Origin of the sequence: Oceanisphaera sp. (genome assembly GCF_048268965.1) — a bacterium.
In the GTDB taxonomy this organism is placed as follows: domain Bacteria; phylum Pseudomonadota; class Gammaproteobacteria; order Enterobacterales; family Aeromonadaceae; genus Oceanimonas.
Genome location: NZ_JBLWUK010000045.1, coordinates 1 through 19438 on the forward strand (window position 1 = coordinate 1; position 19438 = coordinate 19438).

The 19438-nt window shown below is 53.4% G+C and carries 19 protein-coding genes; 4 read left to right on the top strand and 15 right to left on the bottom strand.

Going from position 1 to position 19438, the window contains the following annotated elements:
* Positions 1-1005 precede the first annotated feature (1005 nt).
* A complete protein-coding gene (locus tag ACN0VL_RS14260; protein ID WP_417618503.1) occupies positions 1006-1686 on the top strand; it encodes an SDR family oxidoreductase in 681 nt (226 codons plus the stop codon).
* A gap of 120 nt (positions 1687-1806) precedes the next feature.
* Here the strand turns inward: ACN0VL_RS14260 and ACN0VL_RS14265 are convergent, their stop codons facing one another.
* From ACN0VL_RS14265 to ACN0VL_RS14295, 7 genes are all read right to left on the bottom strand, one after another.
* Positions 1807-2232, bottom strand: a complete 426-nt coding sequence (locus tag ACN0VL_RS14265; RefSeq protein ID WP_417618505.1) for an OsmC family protein — start codon at positions 2230-2232, stop codon at positions 1807-1809.
* Between the two features lie 151 nt (positions 2233-2383).
* The gene (locus ACN0VL_RS14270; protein WP_417618507.1) at positions 2384-2773 is read right to left on the bottom strand and encodes a host attachment protein; all 390 of its coding nucleotides are present in this window, start codon (positions 2771-2773) and stop codon (positions 2384-2386) included.
* Between the two features lie 307 nt (positions 2774-3080).
* Positions 3081-4484 carry an NAD(P)/FAD-dependent oxidoreductase gene (locus ACN0VL_RS14275; RefSeq protein WP_417618509.1) on the bottom strand — a complete coding sequence of 468 codons (1404 nt, stop codon included), beginning with the start codon at positions 4482-4484 and terminating at the stop codon, positions 3081-3083.
* The gene (locus ACN0VL_RS14280) at positions 4471-4788 is read right to left on the bottom strand and encodes a (2Fe-2S)-binding protein (RefSeq protein WP_417618511.1); all 318 of its coding nucleotides are present in this window, start codon (positions 4786-4788) and stop codon (positions 4471-4473) included. The genes ACN0VL_RS14275 and ACN0VL_RS14280 overlap by 14 nt, the downstream gene beginning before the upstream one ends.
* Before the next feature lie 3 nt (positions 4789-4791).
* Positions 4792-5895 carry an NAD(P)/FAD-dependent oxidoreductase gene (locus ACN0VL_RS14285; protein ID WP_417618513.1) on the bottom strand — a complete coding sequence of 368 codons (1104 nt, stop codon included), beginning with the start codon at positions 5893-5895 and terminating at the stop codon, positions 4792-4794.
* 47 nt (positions 5896-5942) lie between these two features.
* The gene (locus ACN0VL_RS14290) at positions 5943-6716 is read right to left on the bottom strand and encodes an ABC transporter substrate-binding protein (RefSeq protein WP_417618516.1); all 774 of its coding nucleotides are present in this window, start codon (positions 6714-6716) and stop codon (positions 5943-5945) included.
* 105 nt (positions 6717-6821) lie between these two features.
* The gene (locus ACN0VL_RS14295; RefSeq protein WP_417618518.1) at positions 6822-7748 is read right to left on the bottom strand and encodes a LysR substrate-binding domain-containing protein; all 927 of its coding nucleotides are present in this window, start codon (positions 7746-7748) and stop codon (positions 6822-6824) included.
* 317 nt (positions 7749-8065) lie between these two features.
* Here ACN0VL_RS14295 and ACN0VL_RS14300 point away from each other — a divergent pair, with 317 nt between their 5' ends.
* Entirely contained in the window at positions 8066-9358 is a 1293-nt protein-coding gene (locus ACN0VL_RS14300; protein ID WP_417618520.1) for a dicarboxylate/amino acid:cation symporter, read from the top strand.
* A 284-nt stretch (positions 9359-9642) separates the two neighbouring features.
* On the opposite strand, the gene ACN0VL_RS14305 is transcribed toward ACN0VL_RS14300, so the two are convergent.
* On the bottom strand, positions 9643-11049 hold the full coding sequence (locus ACN0VL_RS14305) for an MBL fold metallo-hydrolase RNA specificity domain-containing protein (protein WP_417618521.1): 1407 nt from the start codon (positions 11047-11049) through the stop codon (positions 9643-9645).
* A 123-nt stretch (positions 11050-11172) separates the two neighbouring features.
* Positions 11173-11613, bottom strand: coding sequence for a PACE efflux transporter (locus tag ACN0VL_RS14310; protein WP_417618522.1), 441 nt, complete (start codon positions 11611-11613; stop codon positions 11173-11175).
* Positions 11614-12188: 575 nt separating this feature from the next.
* On the opposite strand from ACN0VL_RS14310, the gene ACN0VL_RS14315 reads away from it, so the two are divergent.
* Together ACN0VL_RS14315 and ACN0VL_RS14320 are read left to right on the top strand one after the other, a co-directional pair.
* Positions 12189-13262 (top strand): PIN domain-containing protein, encoded by a 1074-nt coding sequence (locus tag ACN0VL_RS14315; RefSeq protein ID WP_417618524.1) that lies wholly within the window; start codon positions 12189-12191, stop codon positions 13260-13262.
* 106 nt (positions 13263-13368) lie between these two features.
* Complete coding sequence (locus ACN0VL_RS14320; protein WP_417618526.1) at positions 13369-14277, top strand: hypothetical protein; 909 nt, start codon at positions 13369-13371, stop codon at positions 14275-14277.
* Positions 14278-14387: 110 nt separating this feature from the next.
* On the opposite strand, the gene ACN0VL_RS14325 is transcribed toward ACN0VL_RS14320, so the two are convergent.
* The 6 genes from ACN0VL_RS14325 to napF form a co-directional block, all read right to left on the bottom strand.
* Complete coding sequence (locus ACN0VL_RS14325; protein ID WP_417618528.1) at positions 14388-14525, bottom strand: TIGR02808 family protein; 138 nt, start codon at positions 14523-14525, stop codon at positions 14388-14390.
* A gap of 33 nt (positions 14526-14558) precedes the next feature.
* Entirely contained in the window at positions 14559-15134 is a 576-nt protein-coding gene (locus ACN0VL_RS14330) for a NapC/NirT family cytochrome c (protein ID WP_417618530.1), read from the bottom strand.
* Positions 15135-15160: 26 nt separating this feature from the next.
* Positions 15161-15643 (bottom strand): nitrate reductase cytochrome c-type subunit, encoded by a 483-nt coding sequence (locus ACN0VL_RS14335; RefSeq protein ID WP_417618532.1) that lies wholly within the window; start codon positions 15641-15643, stop codon positions 15161-15163.
* A gap of 95 nt (positions 15644-15738) precedes the next feature.
* Entirely contained in the window at positions 15739-18231 is a 2493-nt protein-coding gene (gene napA / locus ACN0VL_RS14340; protein ID WP_417618534.1) for a periplasmic nitrate reductase subunit alpha, read from the bottom strand.
* Positions 18228-18539, bottom strand: a complete 312-nt coding sequence (locus tag ACN0VL_RS14345) for a chaperone NapD (protein ID WP_417618536.1) — start codon at positions 18537-18539, stop codon at positions 18228-18230. The genes napA and ACN0VL_RS14345 overlap by 4 nt, the downstream gene beginning before the upstream one ends.
* Positions 18529-19038, bottom strand: coding sequence for a ferredoxin-type protein NapF (gene napF / locus ACN0VL_RS14350; RefSeq protein WP_417618538.1), 510 nt, complete (start codon positions 19036-19038; stop codon positions 18529-18531). The genes ACN0VL_RS14345 and napF overlap by 11 nt, the downstream gene beginning before the upstream one ends.
* Positions 19039-19438: the final 400 nt, after the last annotated feature.

Genomic DNA, 19438 nt, shown 5'->3' on the forward strand with positions numbered 1-19438 from the left:
CGCCAAATAGTAGTAATAGATCAAACTGGCGGATCGGTGTCAAGCACCAAAAATCAGAAAATTAGGTGCGGAATGACGGTTTAATAGCAGATCGCGTCATGTTAGCTGCATAAACTAAATATGCACTAACCCCGAAACCCACTGAGTACCGCATTAAACCTTGGGTGAGGCCATTTTTCTAAGTTGTGCAGTAGCAACGATAGTTTGGTCATTTCTTGCTACTGCCGCCCTCAAACCCAGGCGTAGCGCGGCTCATATGAGGGGATGACTAAGGATAAATGACGGAGAAACGCGAAATGATTGAGGATGGGCTGCTACTAATACAGCAGCTACACGCGATCGCTGCGCAGCACTCATTCACTCCGGTAGGAATGTGGAAACGTACGCAAGATTCAAGATACGGCTAAGTCGTCAGTTTTGCCAATGTCGGCAGCTACTTGCATGCGCAACCCGTTTCTTGTCTAAATGCCTACAGTAACGGCTGAGGTCTTCGAGTGTGCCTACCGAGCCGGTGAACAGGGTTTTAAATTCATCGGATATTTTAAGCCAGTTCTCCAGCGGAATATTCAGTCGGCTCAGGGTGTTGGCACTGCCTGGTTGAATGGCTCCGTGTTTGTCACCACGCAGTATTCGGCCGGTATCATCACTCTCGGGCTGTCGGTTACCGCTACCTGAAGACAGCTCGGTGCTAGCCGGAAGGTACAGGGTGTCTGCTCAGCCGACCATCACATGACAGGGACGTCATGTGTTTGAGCGTCACAGGGTGTGTGCTTGAGCGAGTCGGGGGAGCAGTGCCCTTTACCTGACTGTCATACCAGTATTAAAAGCGAGGGGGCATTCCCGTCATTGAAGGCTGTGCCATCTCGATAAGTGCCTATATCGGCTATTTTAGGTGGGTAGGCTGAACAATTGACCTCGCCGAAATCCGGTTGATATACCTGACATTATCGACGCACTTTCACCAAAGTGGACGGGTAAAACCGCACTGAATGAGGAGTAAACACGATGCAAAATGAAAAAATCGTACTGATTACCGGCGCTTCCAGCGGTATAGGGGCTGCCACCGTCGATAAGGTCATCGAAGCTGGGCACAAAGCCGTGATCACGGCGAGAAACACCGACAAACTCAATGCCATCGTCAAACGTTGGGGTGAAGATAAAGTGTTGGCGGTCACGGCAGACGTATCCAAACTGGACGACATTGCCAAGGTGGTGGAACAGGCTAAACAGAAATTTGGCAGAATAGATGTGGTGTTCGCCAATGCGGGCACCGGTGTTAACGCGCCGGGCATCGAAAATGGCGATCCCGATGAATGGAAAACCATGCTTGATGTCAATATCAACGCGTTATTGTTTACTGCAAAAGCCAGCTTGCCCTCATTAAAAGAAACCCAGGGTCAATTTATTATTACCAGCTCGATTGCAGGCAAGATAACACTGAAAGGCTCCGTGTATGGTGCCTCTAAATGGTTTGCTTACGGATTTGGCCAAAATTTGGCAGCCGAAATGGCTGAGTGGAACGGGCGCTGCACCACCATATGCCCGGGCATGGTTAACACACCCTTTTTTGATGAAGCCAAACCTGACAAGTTAGACCCCAGCGATGTCGCTGATGCTGTTGTGTATGCTATTTCTGCCAATACCAGATGCGATATACGCGAAATTACGCTGATGCCAACCAAGTAGTTGGTATGCGAAAACTTTGCAGCTAAAGCGGCGGCTACAAAAGACGGTATTCTGCAGGTATTGCAGACTGATAACCTTAAACGAGCAATACGGTGCCTCTGAGGCACCCTTTGCGCTTACTTAACTTTGCAGCTTGGCATCCAGCGTAATGTCGGCATTAAGCAGTTTGGATATAGGGCAGCCAACCTTGGCTTTTCCGGCTATCTCATCGAACCTGGCTTGATCAATACCAGGAATGCGCGCTGTCATCTCCAGGTGTACGGCGGTCACGGCAAAACCATCACTCTGTTTGTCTAACGTCACCGTGGCTTTGGTATCAATACTGTCTGGGGTAAATTTTTCCTCCCCCAGCAGCATGGAAAAAGCCATCGAGAAGCAACCGGCATGGGCCGCACCAATCAACTCTTCCGGATTGGTTCCCGGTGCACCTTCAAAACGGGTATTGAAACCGTAAGGATTTTCTTTAAGCGCGCCGCTCTCGGTCGAGATAGTGCCCTTGCCCTTTTTAAGGTCGCCTTCCCAGTGAGCTGATGCAGTCTTTTTCATGATGCGTCCTTTTTTAGACTTCTAAATAGAAGCCAGCTCTATGGCCAGCCCCGCGGGTCGTTCCGTATATTCACGGAGTTTGACCACTCGAACCGAAACCCATTAGGGAGGGTGTCGGCGGTTGGAGTAAAATCAGGATTTGATAGCAGGGTCAGGCGAAGGCGGCGACGACCTCTCTGTGAGATGATCCGCTCAAGTTTTTATCGATATCCTTGTACAGCGCCTTGCGCAGGTGATCGTCCATGGCATCGCGCAGTAAACCAAGAAACTGGGGAGGTGCAGACAGATAAAAGCCCCGAATTTCGTTGGTGTCCAGGGCATGACGAATTTTGGCGATAATGTCACGCGCGAAGCGTTGGTTCTCGGTATGACAAGGGTCGCTTTTCGACGGTATGGTTTGCGCGTCGCTTACAAGATCACTCGCTTTGAGCCGTGCTTCCGGATGGGCAAGATCCATCACCTCTTCAAACACACCTTCAAGCTTGTCTTGCAGGTAAACAACCGCTTTTGAAGCATCAGCCACTACGATCCAGTCTGCCATTCGGCACCTCCTGTTGATGATAGGAATATCCAAGAATAGTGAAGACTCCTAAGTATCGTCCATTTTTCACAAACCGCATCGAGCCCTTGGTACGAAACTGGAAATTGGGCCTCACTAGGCCCCATATATGAGCTCCTCAACCCAAGCAGGCGACGGTTAAAAGCGGGAATCCAGGACTTGTGGCGCAAAACGGCCAGCCTGCGGGGCGCCTGCAAAGACACTGGACCCTCGTCCCCGTCCCCGCCTTCGCGAGGGTGACGATAAAGGCAAACTAGCCCCAGCATCTACATCAGTTATGAGGTATTGCTTACTCCCGCAAAGTCGGCTCTGCAGGCTGATCCAGGCTGGCCAGTTCGTTCAGGGTGAGGGGTTTGATCGGGGCGCGCAGGCGGTAATAGCCGCCCTGCTCTACTGCTTGCCCCTGCAATCGGGCCATTAACTCCGAGACCACCAGCCCGCATTGGCGGCCCTGGCAGGGTCCCATGCCGCAGCGGGTAAAGCTTTTCAACTGGTTGGGCCCCATGCAGCCCTGGTTAACGGCGCGGCGGATCTCGCCTACACTCACCTCCTCGCAGCGACACACCAGCACCTCGTCCTGTTCGGGCAGGCGCAGGGCGTCCGATGGACGATAGAGCAGGTCGATAAAACGACGAAAGGCCATTTCTCGCTTCAGCTGGCGACGAGGCGCCTGGGTCGCCTTATCGCGCTCGGCCCGGGTTTGACGGCCCAGGGTATGGGCCAGCTGCTGTACCGCCAGCCGCCCTTTCAGCGCCGCCGCCACCGCGCCCCCTATGCCGCCGCCATCGCCGATAATGCGGATGTGCGGCTGTGAGCTTTGCCCCCAGTCATCCAGCACAGGTTGCCAGCACAGCTGCTGTTCGCTCCACTCGTGTTGACAGCCGCTGGCCATGGCCAGGTTGACACTGGGCACCACGCCCTGATGCAGGAACAGTTGCTCGGTTGCAAGCTGCTGTTGCCGCCCGCCGGCCTTATAGGTCACCCGGCTCAGCACGCCGTCTTGGGCGCTGGCAGCCAGCTCGGTCACCCCGCGCACAAAGGGAATGCCGGCGGCACGAATGTCCCGCAGCAGTTTCAGCCCCTTCCACAAATACCCGGCCCCGCGCAGGGCACCATTGAGGGCGACCAGAGCCTGACGATAATTGGCGGCCGGCGTGGTATCCAGCACAGCCGCCACCTTGACCCCGGCCTGCAAATATTGCCACACCACCAGATACAGCAGGGGCCCGCAGCCGGCAAACACGGCGCCGTCGGCCGCCAGCCCCGGGGTTTTCAGCAGAATTTGCGCCGACCCGGCGGTCATGACGCCGGGCAGGGTCCAGCCGGGGATGGGAAAGGGCCGCTCCTGGGCACCGTTGGCAATCATCACCTGACCTGCCTGCAGTGAAGCAGCCTTGCCTTGCTGGGTGTAATACACCCGGCCTTCGCGGTCGAGCTGCCACACCTGGGTGTTCGGCAAATACCGACAGCCGCTGGCGATAAAGTCGTCAGCCAGGGTGCGCCCCGCATAATAGTCGGGCCCCAGAATGCGGGGGTCAGCCAGCGAGGGCTGGCCTATGTTGCGATAAATCTGCCCGCCCACCCGGGGTTGTTCGTCCAGCAGCACTGCCTTCAGGCCCAGACGCCCCGCCTCTATGGCCGCCGCCATGCCCGCAGGCCCGGCACCGACTATGGCCAGATCAGCGTCCATCATCGACCTCCTCACCAGAGTCCTGCTCTTGCGATAAGGACAAGCGAACCCGCATCTCCGGCTGCACCTCGATCAGACATCCCTGTCGATTGGGGATGCCGTCGATTTCCACCAGACATTCAAAACAGACCCCCATCATGCAATAAGGGCCCCGCGGACTGCCGGAAACCGGGCTGGCCCGATTGGCCTTGTATCCCAGCGCCAGCAAGGCAGCGGCGACCGTATAGCCGGCGGGGATCTGCCGGGGTTGATTGTCGACATACAGGGTCTGCAAGGGGCGCGGCTGCCCGCTGACATCCTTGAACATGGCTTAATCCTTGAATCGTTGGGGAGTAAAGGCATCCAGTAGCGGACTTAGCCGAGGGGCCAGCAGCATGGGCGCCAGCGTCAGGGCATGCACCGCCGCCAGGGTAACGCCGCTGTGAGAGCTGAAGGCATGGGCCCGCGGCCCCGGAGCCTGGTTTTGCTCATACACCGGATAACCATCCGGACTCAGCACCCGGAGGGCGCCCCAGCCGCGCACTATGTTGCGGTGGCGCAAGGCGGGCAGCAGAGAAATGGCGCGCCGGGCCAGCTGTGCCATTACCTGCGGGGTATTGCCGTCATCCAGGCCGACCTGCTCGGATGAATCGCCAATCTGGATGGTTCCTTCCCCGGTCTGACGCAGATAGATGGACGGATAATTCAGCAATTTGGGCAGGCGCTCGGTGATCAGCAGCTGGCCCCGCTGGGGAATAAGGGGTTGCGACAAGCCGACCATGGGTGCCAGCCGGCGATTATCGAGCCCCGCCGCCAGCACCAGTTGCTCGGCCCGTATCGGCCCCTGCTCCGTCTGCAGTACAAAACCATCCTGGGTGGTTTCTATGTTTTTTACGTGATGACGGGGTCGGTAGTGGCCACCCCTGGCCAGAAAGCCCGCCTGCAGGGCGCGCAGCAGATACAGCGGGTTAACGTGACCGTCGTTGGGCGAGTAGCAGGCACCGGGAATATTGACGTTGATATGGGGCTCCAGCCTGGCCAGCTGGGTGGGGCTCAAAAACTGATACTCGAAGTCGCCGTCACTAACCGCAGCCTGTTGCGCCAGTTCGAGCCGATAGGCCTCCAGCTCCGGCTCGTCCAGGCAGTAATGTATACCGCCGCGCTGGCGAAACTGCACATCTATGCCGGTCAGCTCGGCCAGTTCGGCGGCAAACTCCGGCCACAGTCGACAGGAGTCCAGGGTCCAGCGGGCATAGGCAGGAAACTCCGCCCCCTTGCCCTGCACCCACAGCAACCCGAAGTTGCCCCGGGCCGCCCGCAGCCCCTGGTCGCCCTCGTCCAGCATCAGCGTCTCTATGCCCTGGCGGGCCAGGCCATAGCCCAGCGCCGCCCCCACCATGCCGCCGCCGATCACCACGACCCGGCTATCCCTCATGCTTAGCCACCCTTTTATTCGCCGCCCTTCTATTAACCACTCTTTTATTAGCCACCATAGATATCAAAATCGAAATACTGGTCCTGGATTTGCTGATAGACACCGTTGCTACGGATGGCCTTGATGGCATCATTGAGTTTTTCGCGCAGCTCATCATCCTGCTTGCGCACGGCGATGCCCACGCCTTCACCAAACCATTCCTTGTCGGTAATCAGCGGACCGGTAAAGGCGAAGTCGTCACCCTTTTCCTTTTCCAGCAGACCACTTTCGATGGCCGGGATGTTGTTGAACACCAGATCGACCCGACCGGAAATCAGATCCAGAAAGGCATTTTCCGGGGAGCCATAACGTTTGACATCCACTCCCTCAAAATTATCGTCGACGTATTTCTCATGGGTACTGGAGCCCTGTACGCCCACCGACTTTCCTTTGAGGCCCGCTTTATCAAAGCTGAATTCGGTGCCCTTCTTCGCCACGAAGCGGGACGATATCTGGTAGTACTTATCGGTAAAGTCGACCTTGAGCTTGCGTTCTTCGGTAATCGACATGGAGGCGACGATGGCATCGTACTTTCGCGCCAGCAACGAGGGGATCATGCCGTCCCATTCCTGGGTCACCAGGGTGCATTTAACCTGCATCTGCTCGCAGAGGGCGTTGGCGATGTCGATATCAAACCCTTTCAGCTCCCCTTCGGTGGTGGTCCAGCTGTAAGGAGGATAAGCACCTTCTACCGCAATCCGCACCTGTTTCCATTCCTTGGCAGCAACCGGCCCTGCGGTCATCATGGTGGCCGCGGCCAGGGCAATTATTTTCATTTTCATCGTGAACTCCTTGTCATGGGTGACAGACGCTTGTCAGTGCTCAATTTATATGCGCGCCGGTCGTCGGGTGCCAATGCCATTTGGCACTCAGAGTATGATCAAATGTTATAGCTTGTCACGTTCGTCACAACTCAAGCGGATCCCGGCGGCCTCTGCCTGACAGAACAGGGAGTCGACGAAGGCGCGCGCCAGATCGGATATCGGACGAAATGCGGGATACAAAATCTGGAACCGATAGGGAATGCGAGGTTGAAAGTCGCGAATGACGATGTTCAGCCCACTGCGCTGCGCATGCTGGGCGGTGAAGGGGTCGACCACCGCCACCCCCAGCCCTTCGGCCACCAGGGATGCCGCAACCGAGGCGAAGGAAACCTCAACCACATCCAGGCTGTGGATGCCGGCTTGCTGCAGCTCCCTGTCCAGTGCCTGCTGGGACGCATCGCTGTTTTCATAGCGAATAAACGGGACCCCGGACAGATCCGCCGGCGTCAGGCAGTCAGCCTGCGCCAGCTGGCTGTCGGCCGGCACAATACAGACACAGTCGCCCCACACCGGAATGGCCGTTACGCTGTCGCTGTTGATCTCGGTATCGGCGAAGCCCAGATCACAAGACTGGATCTCGGTACGCCTGAGCACTTCTTCCGAGCGATAGCTCTTCAGCGACGCCTTAAGCCCCGGAGTGTCGCGCATCAGCCGCCCGAGAATCGCCGGCAGAAAGCTGTTGGACAACATGGGGAAGGCGGTGATGTGCAGGCTGCCATGATGCTGCTCGGCAATGTCTCGCGCACTGTGTTCGAGATTTTCCAGCGCCAGAAACGCCTTGCCCACCTCCTGGTAGAAGGCCCGGCCCTTGTCGGTGGGCACCAGCCGCCCCCGTATACGCTCAAACAGGGCAAAACCCAGCTGATGCTCCAGGCTGGCCACCAGTCGGCTGATGGCCGGCTGAGTGACATGAATATGCGCCGAGGCCGCCATCATGGTGCCCAGCTCATAAACGGCCTTGAAGGCGTTAAGCTGTTGAAACTTTATCATCGAATACATCCCTTTCCGTCACTGTCATCCACCCGCTTCTGTTGCCGCCGGCCATCTTACACCTTGAAACGCTCCTATGGCTCAGGCGGGATGCTCCCTGCATGCGGCTTTTGTTAGCAGCACTGCAAAACAAGCAGATAGCAGGAGCTTCAAGGCTGTTAATGCGGCGAGCCATTGATTCCCGGATGACCTATCTTATTCCATAATGTTATCAAAATGTATATTGTTATACCATTTTACTGGAATGATAATGCCCGGTTACCCTCTTCATCAATTTATTAGCTCGGCTGCCGCGCATGCCGATATTCGGAGACTAGATGTCCGTTACTCGTCAGATCCTGTTTGCCCTGGTACTGGGCATTATCACCGGCCTCGCCCTGAATCTGGGGACCATTACCCTGCCCGAAGGCAGCATAGTCTGGCTGGATGCCAACCTGCTGACCCCGGTGGGCAGCATCTTCCTTCGTTTACTGCAGTTTGTGGTCGTGCCCATGGTGTTCAGCGCGTTGATCCTGAGCCTGACCAGCCGCGAAGGCGGGGCCGAGGTAGGCCGTCGTGCCGGCCGCCTGCTGATCGGTTATGTGGTGACCAGTGCCATAGCCCTGGCACTGGGCATGCTGGTCGCGCAATGGTTGAGCCCGGGCAGCGGTGCCGAGGGGCTGGTCAGTCACACTACCACTGGCCGCCCGGCTGACAGTCTCAGCCAGTGGCTGGTGGGGCTGGTGCCCAACAACCCGTTCACGGCATTGGGCGGTGGCAGTCTGTTGCAGGTTATTCTCGCCGCCGCGTTAATCGGCACCGCCATGCGCGCCCTGCCGGAAGAGAGTGACCCCTTGCGCCGGGTGATTGAAAGTGGTTACAAGGTCACGCTCAAGGTGCTGGAGCTGGTGCTCAAACTAGCGCCGCTGGGCGTGTTTGCCCTGATCACCTCGGTGATTGCCACCCAGGGGTTCGACTTACTGCTGCGCCTGGGCATGTATGTTATCGGCCTGACGCTGGCACTGGCGTTGATGGCCCTGCTCTATCTGGTATTGCTGGCTGTTACCGGTGCTCGCCCGCTGCACTTCATTAAACATTTTGGCCAGAGCCTGGGCTTCGCCTTTGGCACCGCCAGCTCCGGCGCCACCCTGCCGCTGGCACTCGGCAATGCACGCAGCTACGGCATGAACGACTCTCTGGCCAACTTTGCCCTGCCTTTTGGTACTGCCCTCAAGCGTGATGGCGCCGCCGTGATGCAAGGCTTTAACGCGCTGTTCGTCGCCCAGCTGTTCAACATCGACATAACCACCTCGCTGGTGATCACCGTATTCACCACCGGCCTCTTGGTCAGCTTCTCCACCGCGGGTGTACCGGGAGCCGGCCTGGTGGCCATGACCACTGTACTGGGTGCCGCGGGCCTGCCGCTGGAAGGGGTCGCCGTGGTCGCCGGCGTGGATCGCTTCACCGATGGCCTGCGTACCGCGCTCAACGTCATGGGCAACTGTGCCAACGCCGCCCTGCTGGACCGGCTCGATGGCCACCGCACCGAGTCGCTTTCACCCGCCGATGCGAGTGACAGCCCGACAGCTCAAGCACATAAAACAGACACGGCAGCGGTTCACACTCTATAAATTCGGAGAAAAGTATCAGCTTCGCGCTTTACCGTCACCCTCGCACCTTACCGTCACCCTCGCGAAGGCGGGGGTCCAGTGCAGGCAGCACCCATCTCAACAATGGCTTTGGGTCTACCAAAGACGCTGGATTCCCGTCTTCACGGGAATGACGATAGTAGATGCACGGGAGCACCACACTTAAGCCGTCACCCTCGCACCTTACCGTCACCCTCGCGAAGGAACGTCATCCTCGCGAAGGCGGGGACGGGGGTCCAGTGACTTTGCAGGCAACCCGCCGTTTGCTACTCAACATCAAGGGTTAGCGGTATCACTACCTCGACGCCGGGCATCATTTCGTGCAGTTTGGCCTGCAGGGCCAGCTTGGCGTCGGTTTCGCCGTGCACCAGACGAATCTGTTTGGGTGGGGGATCTATCGCCATGGCAAAATTGACTAAATCGGTTTGTCCGCCGTGCGCCGAGTAGCCGCTCATTTTATGTATTTGGGCGTTAATTTCGAACTCTTCACCGTCCAATTCTACCCAGGCAGACATGTCTTGCTCCGGCTCGCCAAAGCGGCGGCCGCTTTCTACAATCACTCGCCCCGGGGTGCCTTCGGCCTGAAAGCCGACAAAGATAATATCGTTGCGTGGGTCACCCAATAGTGCCTTTAAATAATTGACCACGCGGCCGCCGGCACACATACCGGAGCCGGCGATGACCACTACAGGTTTGCCGGATTTGGCGATATTCTCCACTGACTTCAAGTGATCCTGATGGCTATCTATGACCGTAAGCTGATCAAACGCCAGCGGGTAGCGACCTTGTTTGACCAGATCGCGCGCTTCCTGATTCCAGTACTCCTTCAAACTGCGATACAGCACCGTCAACTTGGCCGCCAGTGGCGAGTCGACGATAATTTCCAGCTCGGCCCAGGGCAAGTCGGGCGCCGCTTCGTCCTGGCCAAAATCTTCAATGATGCCTTCCAGTTCATACAATAAATCCTGGGTGCGCCCCAAACTAAAGGCCGGTATCAATATGGTGCCGCCGTCGGCAAAGGCATGTTCCACCACCGACTTTAAACGCAAGCGTCGATCAACACGGCTTTCATGATCCATATCGCCATAGGTGCTTTCCAGCACCAGCACATCACAAGGGCTGGGCGGCGTGGCTTCAACCAACAGCGGCGAATGGGGCGCGCCCAGGTCGCCACTAAAAATAACCCGCTGCCCCGCTGCCTCACATTCCACATAGGCCGAGCCCAAGATATGCCCTGCCCGCTGATATCTGAACTTGATGTCGGTGCCCAGCAGCTGCTGCCACTGATCATAAGGCAGCGGTCGAATTTGCCGCTCCACCTGCTTTAAGATTTGCTTGTCCTGCTGCTTGCTGTGCTTGGCACTGAACTTGAGCGCGTCTTCCAGCATCACCGGCAGCAGCTCGGCCGAGGGCTCGGTACAAAAAATGGGGCCTTTAAAACCCGCCATCAACAAATACGGGATCCGGCCCACGTGATCCACATGCACATGAGTGACCACCAGCGCGCGAATGTGTTCGATGGGAAACTCGATATCCAGATCGTCCCGGAAGTCATTGCCCTGAAACAAGCCGCAATCTATGAGTATTCCCGAGTCGCCGACCCGTAACTCATGACACGATCCCGTAACGCCCAACACGGCGCCATGGTGTTTGATTTCGACATTGGTAGTCATCGTTATCCCCTCGAATTAGAGAAGCACTCATCTGCAATAAGCGTAGCAACGATGGGGATATAAAATGCTGGTACCAGACACATTAATAGCCTGACACCACACTCAATTCAGCCATGCCCAGCTTCATTGGCAGCCCTGCGGTTCGTAGGCGTGAAGGGGAAAAGCTTTATCAAAAAGCAGCGTAAAAATGAAGGTATAGACCAGAAAGAAAATCAAGATCGCGGCTTCCATCGTCATTGCTGTCCAGAGGCCAACATCAAACCAGAACATGTAGAGCGGCAGGCAAATCAGGAACAGGCCGGCTTCAAAGCCGGTGGCATGAATACTGCGGATCTTGAAGGTACGCGCGACAATTTGTTTACGACGTTCCCAGCATTCGAAGCCTGTATTATAAATAAAATTCCAGACCACCGCGGCGCTGGAAACGATAACCGCCACCGGCAGCGACTCTTGTGCATCCCCCTCGCTCAACACCATCAGGATGAGCGTGGAGAGTACAATGCCGAAAAATTCGAAGAGACCGACGTAAAGAAGACGACGTTTGATGGGGCTTAAAGATATCAACTGAAACTCCACTGGGCCTTGTCTGGCCCTTTAATTGAGTAAAGAGCCGGCCCGTCCCGGTTGATAATAAACTGTGGAATGAGCATCCCCCAGTGCAGTGCCACGGTTTCCGCCTGCGGCACGATTTTAACAGTGCTCCGACCTGAGTCAAACTCCCCCCTGACTCAAGTTGGACCAACCCCACAGGACCACTTCATCCACCTTGCCTCTCACTTATTCACTTTTGCAATTGCCCTCTCTCATCTCTACGGCCAAAATAGACGCATTTGAAAACTGGTGTTGCACGGAATGGCGGCTTGAAGCCTCGGGAGGCTGTATGGGGGATGACGCAACCTCTCCAATACAGCCATTTAGACGGCTTTGATGTGTACAGTATATTTGGCCTGTATCTCCAGCAGTGCGTGAAATCACCCTAAACGATGCGCGTTTATCATCTGCCGGAATAAAAAATGCCAATGAATCAGCTGGTTAAGAAAGATCAAATGGTGATACTGCGCACATCTTGGAACAAATACGCGCATGTGAGCATGTGAGCATGCACAGTATTAAAATGTTAAATTTCAGGACAAAGAATCGTGCTAGAAACGAGAAAAGTATTTATTGATACACAGTCTTTCGTGAAAGCTGGGCTTCACTTTGATGGTGCAGCCTTTAAATCGTTTAGAAAATATTGCGAGGCTAATGAACTATTTCATGTATCTACCAGCGTAGTTGAGCGTGAAGTAAAGTCAAAAATTGAGCTTTCCGTTAAAGAAGCCATTGCAGCCATCCAAACTTTTCGAAGGAAAGCACGACTTCTGTCTTCGCTCGATGATGAGAAGATTAAGGGGCTTTTTCAGGAAATCCCAGATGAGGATATATACAAAACATCAGAGAATGTGTTTGATGAGTTCATGAAAGCATGCTCTACCGAAATTGCAGAGGCTGGCGGAGTTGATGCAGAGGATCTGCTGTCTTTATATTTCGATAAAAAGCCACCGTTTGGTGAAGGAAAGAAAAAAGCTGAGTTTCCTGATGCAATTTCCATCCTGTCATTGAAATCATATCTTCGAGATAACGAGAAAATATACATTGTATCTGATGATGGAGACATGAAAGCATTTTGTGCTAATGATCCCAATTGCATTTCAATTGAATCCTTAGACAAACTTCTAGATATTTACACGACGCATACAAACGTAAGACACGAACAGGTAAAGCAATATTTCATTGAAAACGAGGAATCAATTAAACAGCAAATAACTGAATTTCTCGAAGGCTGCGATGTATACAACTCATCGACATGGGAAGATGCAGAAGTTGATGACGGTCTATCAGTTTTAAGCTTAGGAGATATTGAGCCATCAGTACTGTATATTAACGACGAAGAAAGCCAAATTACCTTCGATATAGATGTCGAGTTTGAGGTAACCGTGACTGGCCCCGATTTCAATAATGGAATCTATGACCGCGAAAGTGGCCGAGTTTACACGTTTGATAGTACCTCAAGAACTAGCACAATTTCAGCAACATTCACTGTTGAAGTTTTCCTGCACTATGAGTTTGTTGATGGAAAAATAGTAAATGCGGAAGATGATGGTCTTTATATTGCCGGCACATCGGGAGGCATTGAAGTTGACGTTGAAGAAAACGAACCAGACTGGTACTAGAAATTTAACAAGCGCATTAATTAGGACGCTCGCAAGCTCGCGCCTATTATGCGAGCGTTATCAGGTTTTGAAATATCGTCATATGTCAGTCATTTGGAGTTGAAACTTGTTTCGTATGTTAATAAATACCCCTAAAATATTTTCAATTTATCTCTGGTTGAAATTTGTTAAGTTTAATAGGGAGAGTAAGAAATTATTACTAATTCCTTCGTATATAACAATTTTTATTGTTATGCTCGCTTTTTTTCTCGCAGTTAAAAAAGACTTTGGTAGTCTTTCTCTGAATGAAATAGGTGATTTTTTTGCTGGATTTGCTGGCGTTCTAGCATTCTTGTGGATAATTGTTACTGTGCTTCTGCAAAATAGGGATTTAAATCTTCAATATGAAGAAATTAAAGATATGAGGGCGGCAACTGAAAGCCAAGCTCGATCTCTCCTCTCTGCGGAAGTTTTTAAAGCACTTGAATATGTAAATCAGCAATTTTCACAAAAATCTCCATATATAAAAGAGAGGAGGAATGTTGTTGATCAGGAAATTAAAGATTTCATGATCCAGTTTCCATCAGATCGCAGGCTAGAAATCGCGTTCAAAGCTAAATTAGATATTAGTGAGGTGTGGGGGTATTTCAAAAGTAAAGGTGTTACCAAACTATATTTGGATTTAGAAGATTTGAAGTCAGACTTTGATTATGAGGCTTTTCTGAAATTACAAACGATAAACTATCAGATAGATCTGGTGTTGAGTTCTATTGATGCAATGGTTGTAAATATTTCTCCTGATATAGAGAAGCAAATTTGGGAGAGTATTGTCACTACAGAAAAACAGCTAATGATCGAGTGGTATAGAGAGTTTTCACCAATATTGAAGCATCTAGAATTGAGTGTTCGCCAAGCAATTGTAAAGTATAAAATCGGTAATGAGTTTAATCGACAGTTTATCGAGGCGGCACTAAACTTAGAACAAACTGATAACAATTCAAAGCAGCCGGACAGCGCAAGTGCTGCCGCTGTTTGAGGCGCTATTTCACCCTCTGCCTGTAACCACACCCAACAAAAAGCGGGAAGGTCGCCCTCCCCGCTTTTTTTTCAGCCTGCACTCACGCCAGCATTTAAGTTCGATTAGCCTTAATCAAGCTGCTTGTCTTTGGTCACGGACAAGATGCCGATGCACACCACGGCGACGGCGATAAATCCGGCCAGGATAATCACGGGCATCGCGGCATATCCAAATATATGCCATATAACGTATTCCAAGGTACTCATTCGCTTCCCCTTATTACTTGCGGTTTCCGGTGCTTATTGCCAGCCTTCCACGTCTCTCATGTCCGGCAGTTTGTGGGCAATCCCCTTGTGACAATCCACGCAGGTTTTATCGCCACCGGCCAGCGCGGTTGAATGCTGCCTGACGGCCCGCGGCCCTTGCTCCGAGAAGTCCATGTAATCGAACTGGTGACAGTTACGGCATTCCTGCGAGTTGTTTTCTTTCATCCGTTGCCATTCTCGATGGGCCAGATGCCCACGGCGTTCCTTGAACTTTTCGTCGGTATCGATAGTGCCAATGAAGTGAAAGGCCAGCTCTTTGGAAGCCTGCACCTTGCGCACGATTTTATCGGTCCAGTTATGGGGCACGTGGCAGTCGGAACAGATAGCTCGTACGCCCGAACGGTTGGAGTAGTGAATGGTTTCACGGATCTCTTTTACTATCGGCTCGTGACAACCGGAACAGAACTGCTCGGTGTTGGTGGCTTCCATTCCGGTGTTAAAGGCTCCCCAGAACAGCAAGCCCCCCATAAAGCCCATAAACAGGATGAGCCCTGCCGCGGCCTTGCTGGGTGTGGATAAACGCTTCCAGAATCTTTTTAATAATTTCATGGCTCTCACTCTTAAGTCGCGTTTTATTACCGCAATGAATCGACGCTCTGGAAGGTGCTATCAACCAGCGGCTTGGCGTCTGCTTGTGGAACGTGACACTGCAAACAGAAGTAACGACGCGGCGACATATCCGACAGCACTTGTTCCTGGCGATTCACATAGTGAGTTACGCTGATTTTGGTGGCGCCCATTTCCTTGGCGTTTTTCCAGCTATGACAAGAAAGACACTTGTTGGCGTTTAAAGACACCTCATAGTTACGAATGGTATGGGGCACCAGGGGTGGCTGATACACATAGCTCGACTCCAGATGGTGATCTTTGGGGAAGCGCTTAAAGTCGTCCGCCGGGCGAGTGGTTTCAATTTCGCTCATGCCCCGTAAAGAAGCCACTCCCCCTATGCCGCCCGGATTGCTGGTGGCCTGGCTGTAGATATCATTTGCATCTTCTGCTTGTACTGCACCGATCAGCAGCGCACTTGCCGCGCCCCATGCCATGATGATTTTTTTCATAACCTGCTCCGATTCTTTTTGATCACCCAATGCCACTGTCATGCATTGGGTGAGGGTCGGTTTAGCTGCTTGAGCTATTCCACTCCAGGATGATGTTACACACTCGCGACCTTGGTTATCTTCACCGGACATTTTTTGTAGTCTGTCTGTTTGGATAACGGATCCGTGGCATCCAGAATCAACTTGTTGATCAGAATGCGTGCATCAAAGAAGGGAACGAATACCAGGCCCTGGGGCGGACGGTTACGGCCACGGGTTTCCACACGGGCACGCACTTCACCGCGCGGTGACTGAATAAGCACTTCGTCCCCCCGGCGCAGGTTACGCGCCTGGGCATCATCCGGGTGGATATAGCAATTGGCATCCGGTACCGCTTTATACAGCTCGGGCACCCGACGGGTCATGGTGCCGGTGTGCCAGTGTTCCAGCACGCGGCCCGTACACAGCCACAGATCGTACTCATCATTGGGCACTTCTGGTGGTGCTTCGTAAGGCGCCGAAATGATCAGGGCCTTGCCATCGGGATGACCGTAAAAGTCTCGCCCTTCACGCTTGGCGTAGGGGTCAAACTCGGGGTTGAAACGCCACAGGGTTTCCTTGCCATCCACCACCGGCCAACGCAACCCCCGCACGTTATGATAAACGTCGTAGGGGGCCAGATCGTGGCCATGGCCGCGACCAAACTCGGCATATTCTTCAAACAGGCCTTTTTGTACGTAGAAGCCAGCAGACTTGGCATCGTCGTTCAGCTCCTGTGCTTCGGACAGTGGGAATTTATCCACCTTGCCGTTGGCAAACAGAATGTCATACATGGTCTTGCCACTAAGCTCAGGTGCCTTGGCCATCAGCTCTTCGTCCCACACCTCTTCTATGTTGAAGCGCTTGGCGAATTCCATGATTTGCCACAGATCGGATCGTGCCCCTTCAACCGGCGACACCTGCTGGTACCACACCTGGGTGCGGCGCTCGGCATTACCATAGGCGCCCTCTTTTTCTACCCACATGGCAGTGGGCAGGATCAGATCGGCGGCTTGTGCGGTGACCGTTGGGTAGGGGTCGGAACACACGATGAAGTTGTCGGGGTTGCGGTAACCCGGCAGGCGTTCGTCGTTGATGTTCGGGCCCGCCTGCATGTTGTTGTTACACATCACCCAGTAGGCATTCAGTACGCCGTCTTTCAGCATGCGGTCTTGCTGAACGGCATGAAATCCCGGCTTTGGCGGTATGGTGCCTTCCGGCAGCTGCCAGATTTTTTCTGCCATCTTGCGGTGTTCCGGGTTGGCGACCAGCAAATCTGCAGGCAGGCGGTGGGAAAAGGTGCCCACTTCACGGGCCGTACCACAGGCCGACGGCTGACCGGTTAACGAGAACGGGCTGTTACCCGGCTCCGAGATTTTACCGGTGAGCAGGTGCAGGTTGTACACCAGGCTTTGCATCCACACGCCACGAGTATGCTGGTTCATGCCCATGGTCCACAGCGACATGACCTTGGTATTGGGGTCCGCATATTGTTTGGCCAGTGCTATCAGGTCTTCCGGCAACACACCGGACATTTCTGCCGCTTTTTCTACCGTGTAGGGCGCAACGGATGCCTTGTATTCTTCAAACGAAATGTCCGAAATATCGCCCGAGTTGGGGTTTTTCGCGCTCACCTGTAATGGGTCATCATCACGCAGGCCATAACCAATGTCGGTCTGGGCTTGCTTGAAGTGGGTGTGCTTATCCACAAAGTCCCAGTTAACCGCATCGTTTTCAATGATGTAGTTGGCAATAAAGTTGGCAATGGCCAGATCGGATTGCGGATGAAAAATCATGCCCCGGTCGGCCAGTTCGAAGCTGCGATGATAATAGGTGGACAGCACGTTCACCTTGACGTGGGAATAGCTCAGGCGACGGTCGGTGATGCGTGTCCAGAGTACCGGGTGCATTTCGGCCATGTTGGAGCCCCACAGCACGAAGGAGTCGGCGTGTTCAAAGTCGTCATAGCAGCCCATGGGCTCATCGATACCAAAGGTACGCATAAAGCCGACCACGGCAGAGGCCATGCAGTGGCGGGCGTTGGGATCCAGGTTGTTGGAGCGGAAGCCCGCTTTCATCAATTTAGAGGCGGCGTAGCCTTCCATGACGGTCCACTGGCCCGAGCCAAACATGCCCACACTGGTGGGGCCTTTTTCTTTGAGGGCTTTTTTGAATTTCTCCGCCATCACATCAAACGCCTGATCCCATGACACCGGGGCGAAGTCACCATTTTTATCGTATTGGCCGTTCTTCATGCGCAGCAGTGGCGTGGTCAAGCGGTCTTTTCCGTACATGATTTTCGACAGAAAATACCCTTTAATGCAGTTCAGCCCCTTGTTGACGGGCGCTTCGGGGTCGCCCTGAGTGGCAACGACGCGACCTTTCTGGGTGCCGACCAGCACGGAGCAACCAGTGCCACAAAAGCGGCAAGGTGCCTTGTCCCATTTAATGGCGGTTTCATCCGAGCTGACGATCAGGTTGGTAGCGGAAAGCGGGAGGCTGATCCCGGCCACTGCCGCGGCAGAAGCGGCTGCATTTGCTTTTACAAATGCGCGTCTTGTCATTTTCATACTTCACCCTCAAGCGTCGAATTCACTGTTATTTTTCCTGTGGTACTCACTTCATCGTCGAGGTCACTCTCTATTTGATGAAACACCAAGGCGGTGCTGAGTACGTGCTCTAATTGATTTATCGCGTCGATAGTGTCGGTGATATAGCCCTGGTTTCGGGTTTCTATTACCACCACCAATTTGCCTGCTTCGCTTTCGCCATATATTTCTGCACCGTCAAAAGATTCAATCTGCTGTTTGATGACGCTCAAATGTTCTGGCACCGCGTGAACCACTAAACTTGAAATATGAACTTCATTAAGTGACATGTGTGCTCTCTTGTTGAATGTTTTTAATGGTGATGGCCGAGGTCGGGCAAACCGACACACAAGCACCACACCCGGTGCAACTGGCTAAGTTTATTTGGGGTTGTGCAACTGCTCCTACCGCCAGTTTGAAACTGATGGCGAAGGGTTCGCAGCTGTCACCACAGCTTCGACAATCAACGTTTTGTTTAGCCAGGCAGCTCGCTTCAATCACCGCCCTGGCGTGCCAGGCCGACTCGGTTTTGGGCAAAAATAACGGTTCGGGACACGCTTCTGCGCATTGATAACAAAAGGTGCATTCGCCGTGTTCAAAATCAACACGGGGAAAACCGCCGTCGGAAGGCCGAATAATGTTAGTTGGGCACTGCTTTATGCATTCTCCACACTGGGTACATAAATCGGTAAATTGCGTTTCTTTTACCCATGGCAGCGAGGGGCTGTCCATGATTTTTCGACGGGTAAACAATTGGCGCCTGGAAAGATTCAGCTGAGAATGTGACATACCCAATACCCTGTCGAAATAGATAGTTTGAACACAATTTAAAAAACGTTGAAATACAAGTCGTTACTCACCTTAGTACAGGGTCGCTTTAATTGCCAAGGCAGAATAATCACAAAGAGGTATTTGAGAGGGAGCTTTGATTTGGATCAATTAATTCATCAATAAAGGTAATAGCAGTGGATGGCTGGAAAGCCAAAAGCGGGAAGGTCGGCAAGAAGTTCACGGGAGTATCACACTTACACCGTCACCCTCGCGAAGGAACGTCACCCTCGCGAAGGAACGTCATCCCCGCGAAGGCGCTGAGGGCTCCCCAGTTTTTTGCTGATCATGCCGAAACACCTGGTGAGAATAAGTAAAGGCGGCTCAACCTTGCCAAGGCTCGCTCCAGTAGCGAGCTTGT

What these genes read in the sequence shown, in the direction of transcription:
- ACN0VL_RS14305 (WP_417618521.1), bottom strand. Translation starts at nt 11,049, where the DNA reads ATGACTACCAATGTCGAAATCAAACACCATGGCGCCGTGTTGGGCGTT.
- ACN0VL_RS14300 (WP_417618520.1), top strand. Translation starts at nt 8,066, where the DNA reads ATGTCCGTTACTCGTCAGATCCTGTTTGCCCTGGTACTGGGCATTATC.
- ACN0VL_RS14285 (WP_417618513.1), bottom strand. Translation starts at nt 5,895, where the DNA reads ATGAGGGATAGCCGGGTCGTGGTGATCGGCGGCGGCATGGTGGGGGCG.
- ACN0VL_RS14270 (WP_417618507.1), bottom strand. Translation starts at nt 2,773, where the DNA reads ATGGCAGACTGGATCGTAGTGGCTGATGCTTCAAAAGCGGTTGTTTAC.
- ACN0VL_RS14325 (WP_417618528.1), bottom strand. Translation starts at nt 14,525, where the DNA reads ATGAGTACCTTGGAATACGTTATATGGCATATATTTGGATATGCCGCG.
- ACN0VL_RS14345 (WP_417618536.1), bottom strand. Translation starts at nt 18,539, where the DNA reads ATGTCACTTAATGAAGTTCATATTTCAAGTTTAGTGGTTCACGCGGTG.
- ACN0VL_RS14280 (WP_417618511.1), bottom strand. Translation starts at nt 4,788, where the DNA reads ATGTTCAAGGATGTCAGCGGGCAGCCGCGCCCCTTGCAGACCCTGTAT.
- ACN0VL_RS14275 (WP_417618509.1), bottom strand. Translation starts at nt 4,484, where the DNA reads ATGATGGACGCTGATCTGGCCATAGTCGGTGCCGGGCCTGCGGGCATG.
- ACN0VL_RS14290 (WP_417618516.1), bottom strand. Translation starts at nt 6,716, where the DNA reads ATGAAAATGAAAATAATTGCCCTGGCCGCGGCCACCATGATGACCGCA.
- napF (WP_417618538.1), bottom strand. Translation starts at nt 19,038, where the DNA reads ATGTCACATTCTCAGCTGAATCTTTCCAGGCGCCAATTGTTTACCCGT.
- napA (WP_417618534.1), bottom strand. Translation starts at nt 18,231, where the DNA reads ATGAAAATGACAAGACGCGCATTTGTAAAAGCAAATGCAGCCGCTTCT.
- ACN0VL_RS14330 (WP_417618530.1), bottom strand. Translation starts at nt 15,134, where the DNA reads ATGAAATTATTAAAAAGATTCTGGAAGCGTTTATCCACACCCAGCAAG.
- ACN0VL_RS14265 (WP_417618505.1), bottom strand. Translation starts at nt 2,232, where the DNA reads ATGAAAAAGACTGCATCAGCTCACTGGGAAGGCGACCTTAAAAAGGGC.
- ACN0VL_RS14335 (WP_417618532.1), bottom strand. Translation starts at nt 15,643, where the DNA reads ATGAAAAAAATCATCATGGCATGGGGCGCGGCAAGTGCGCTGCTGATC.
- ACN0VL_RS14260 (WP_417618503.1), top strand. Translation starts at nt 1,006, where the DNA reads ATGCAAAATGAAAAAATCGTACTGATTACCGGCGCTTCCAGCGGTATA.
- ACN0VL_RS14295 (WP_417618518.1), bottom strand. Translation starts at nt 7,748, where the DNA reads ATGATAAAGTTTCAACAGCTTAACGCCTTCAAGGCCGTTTATGAGCTG.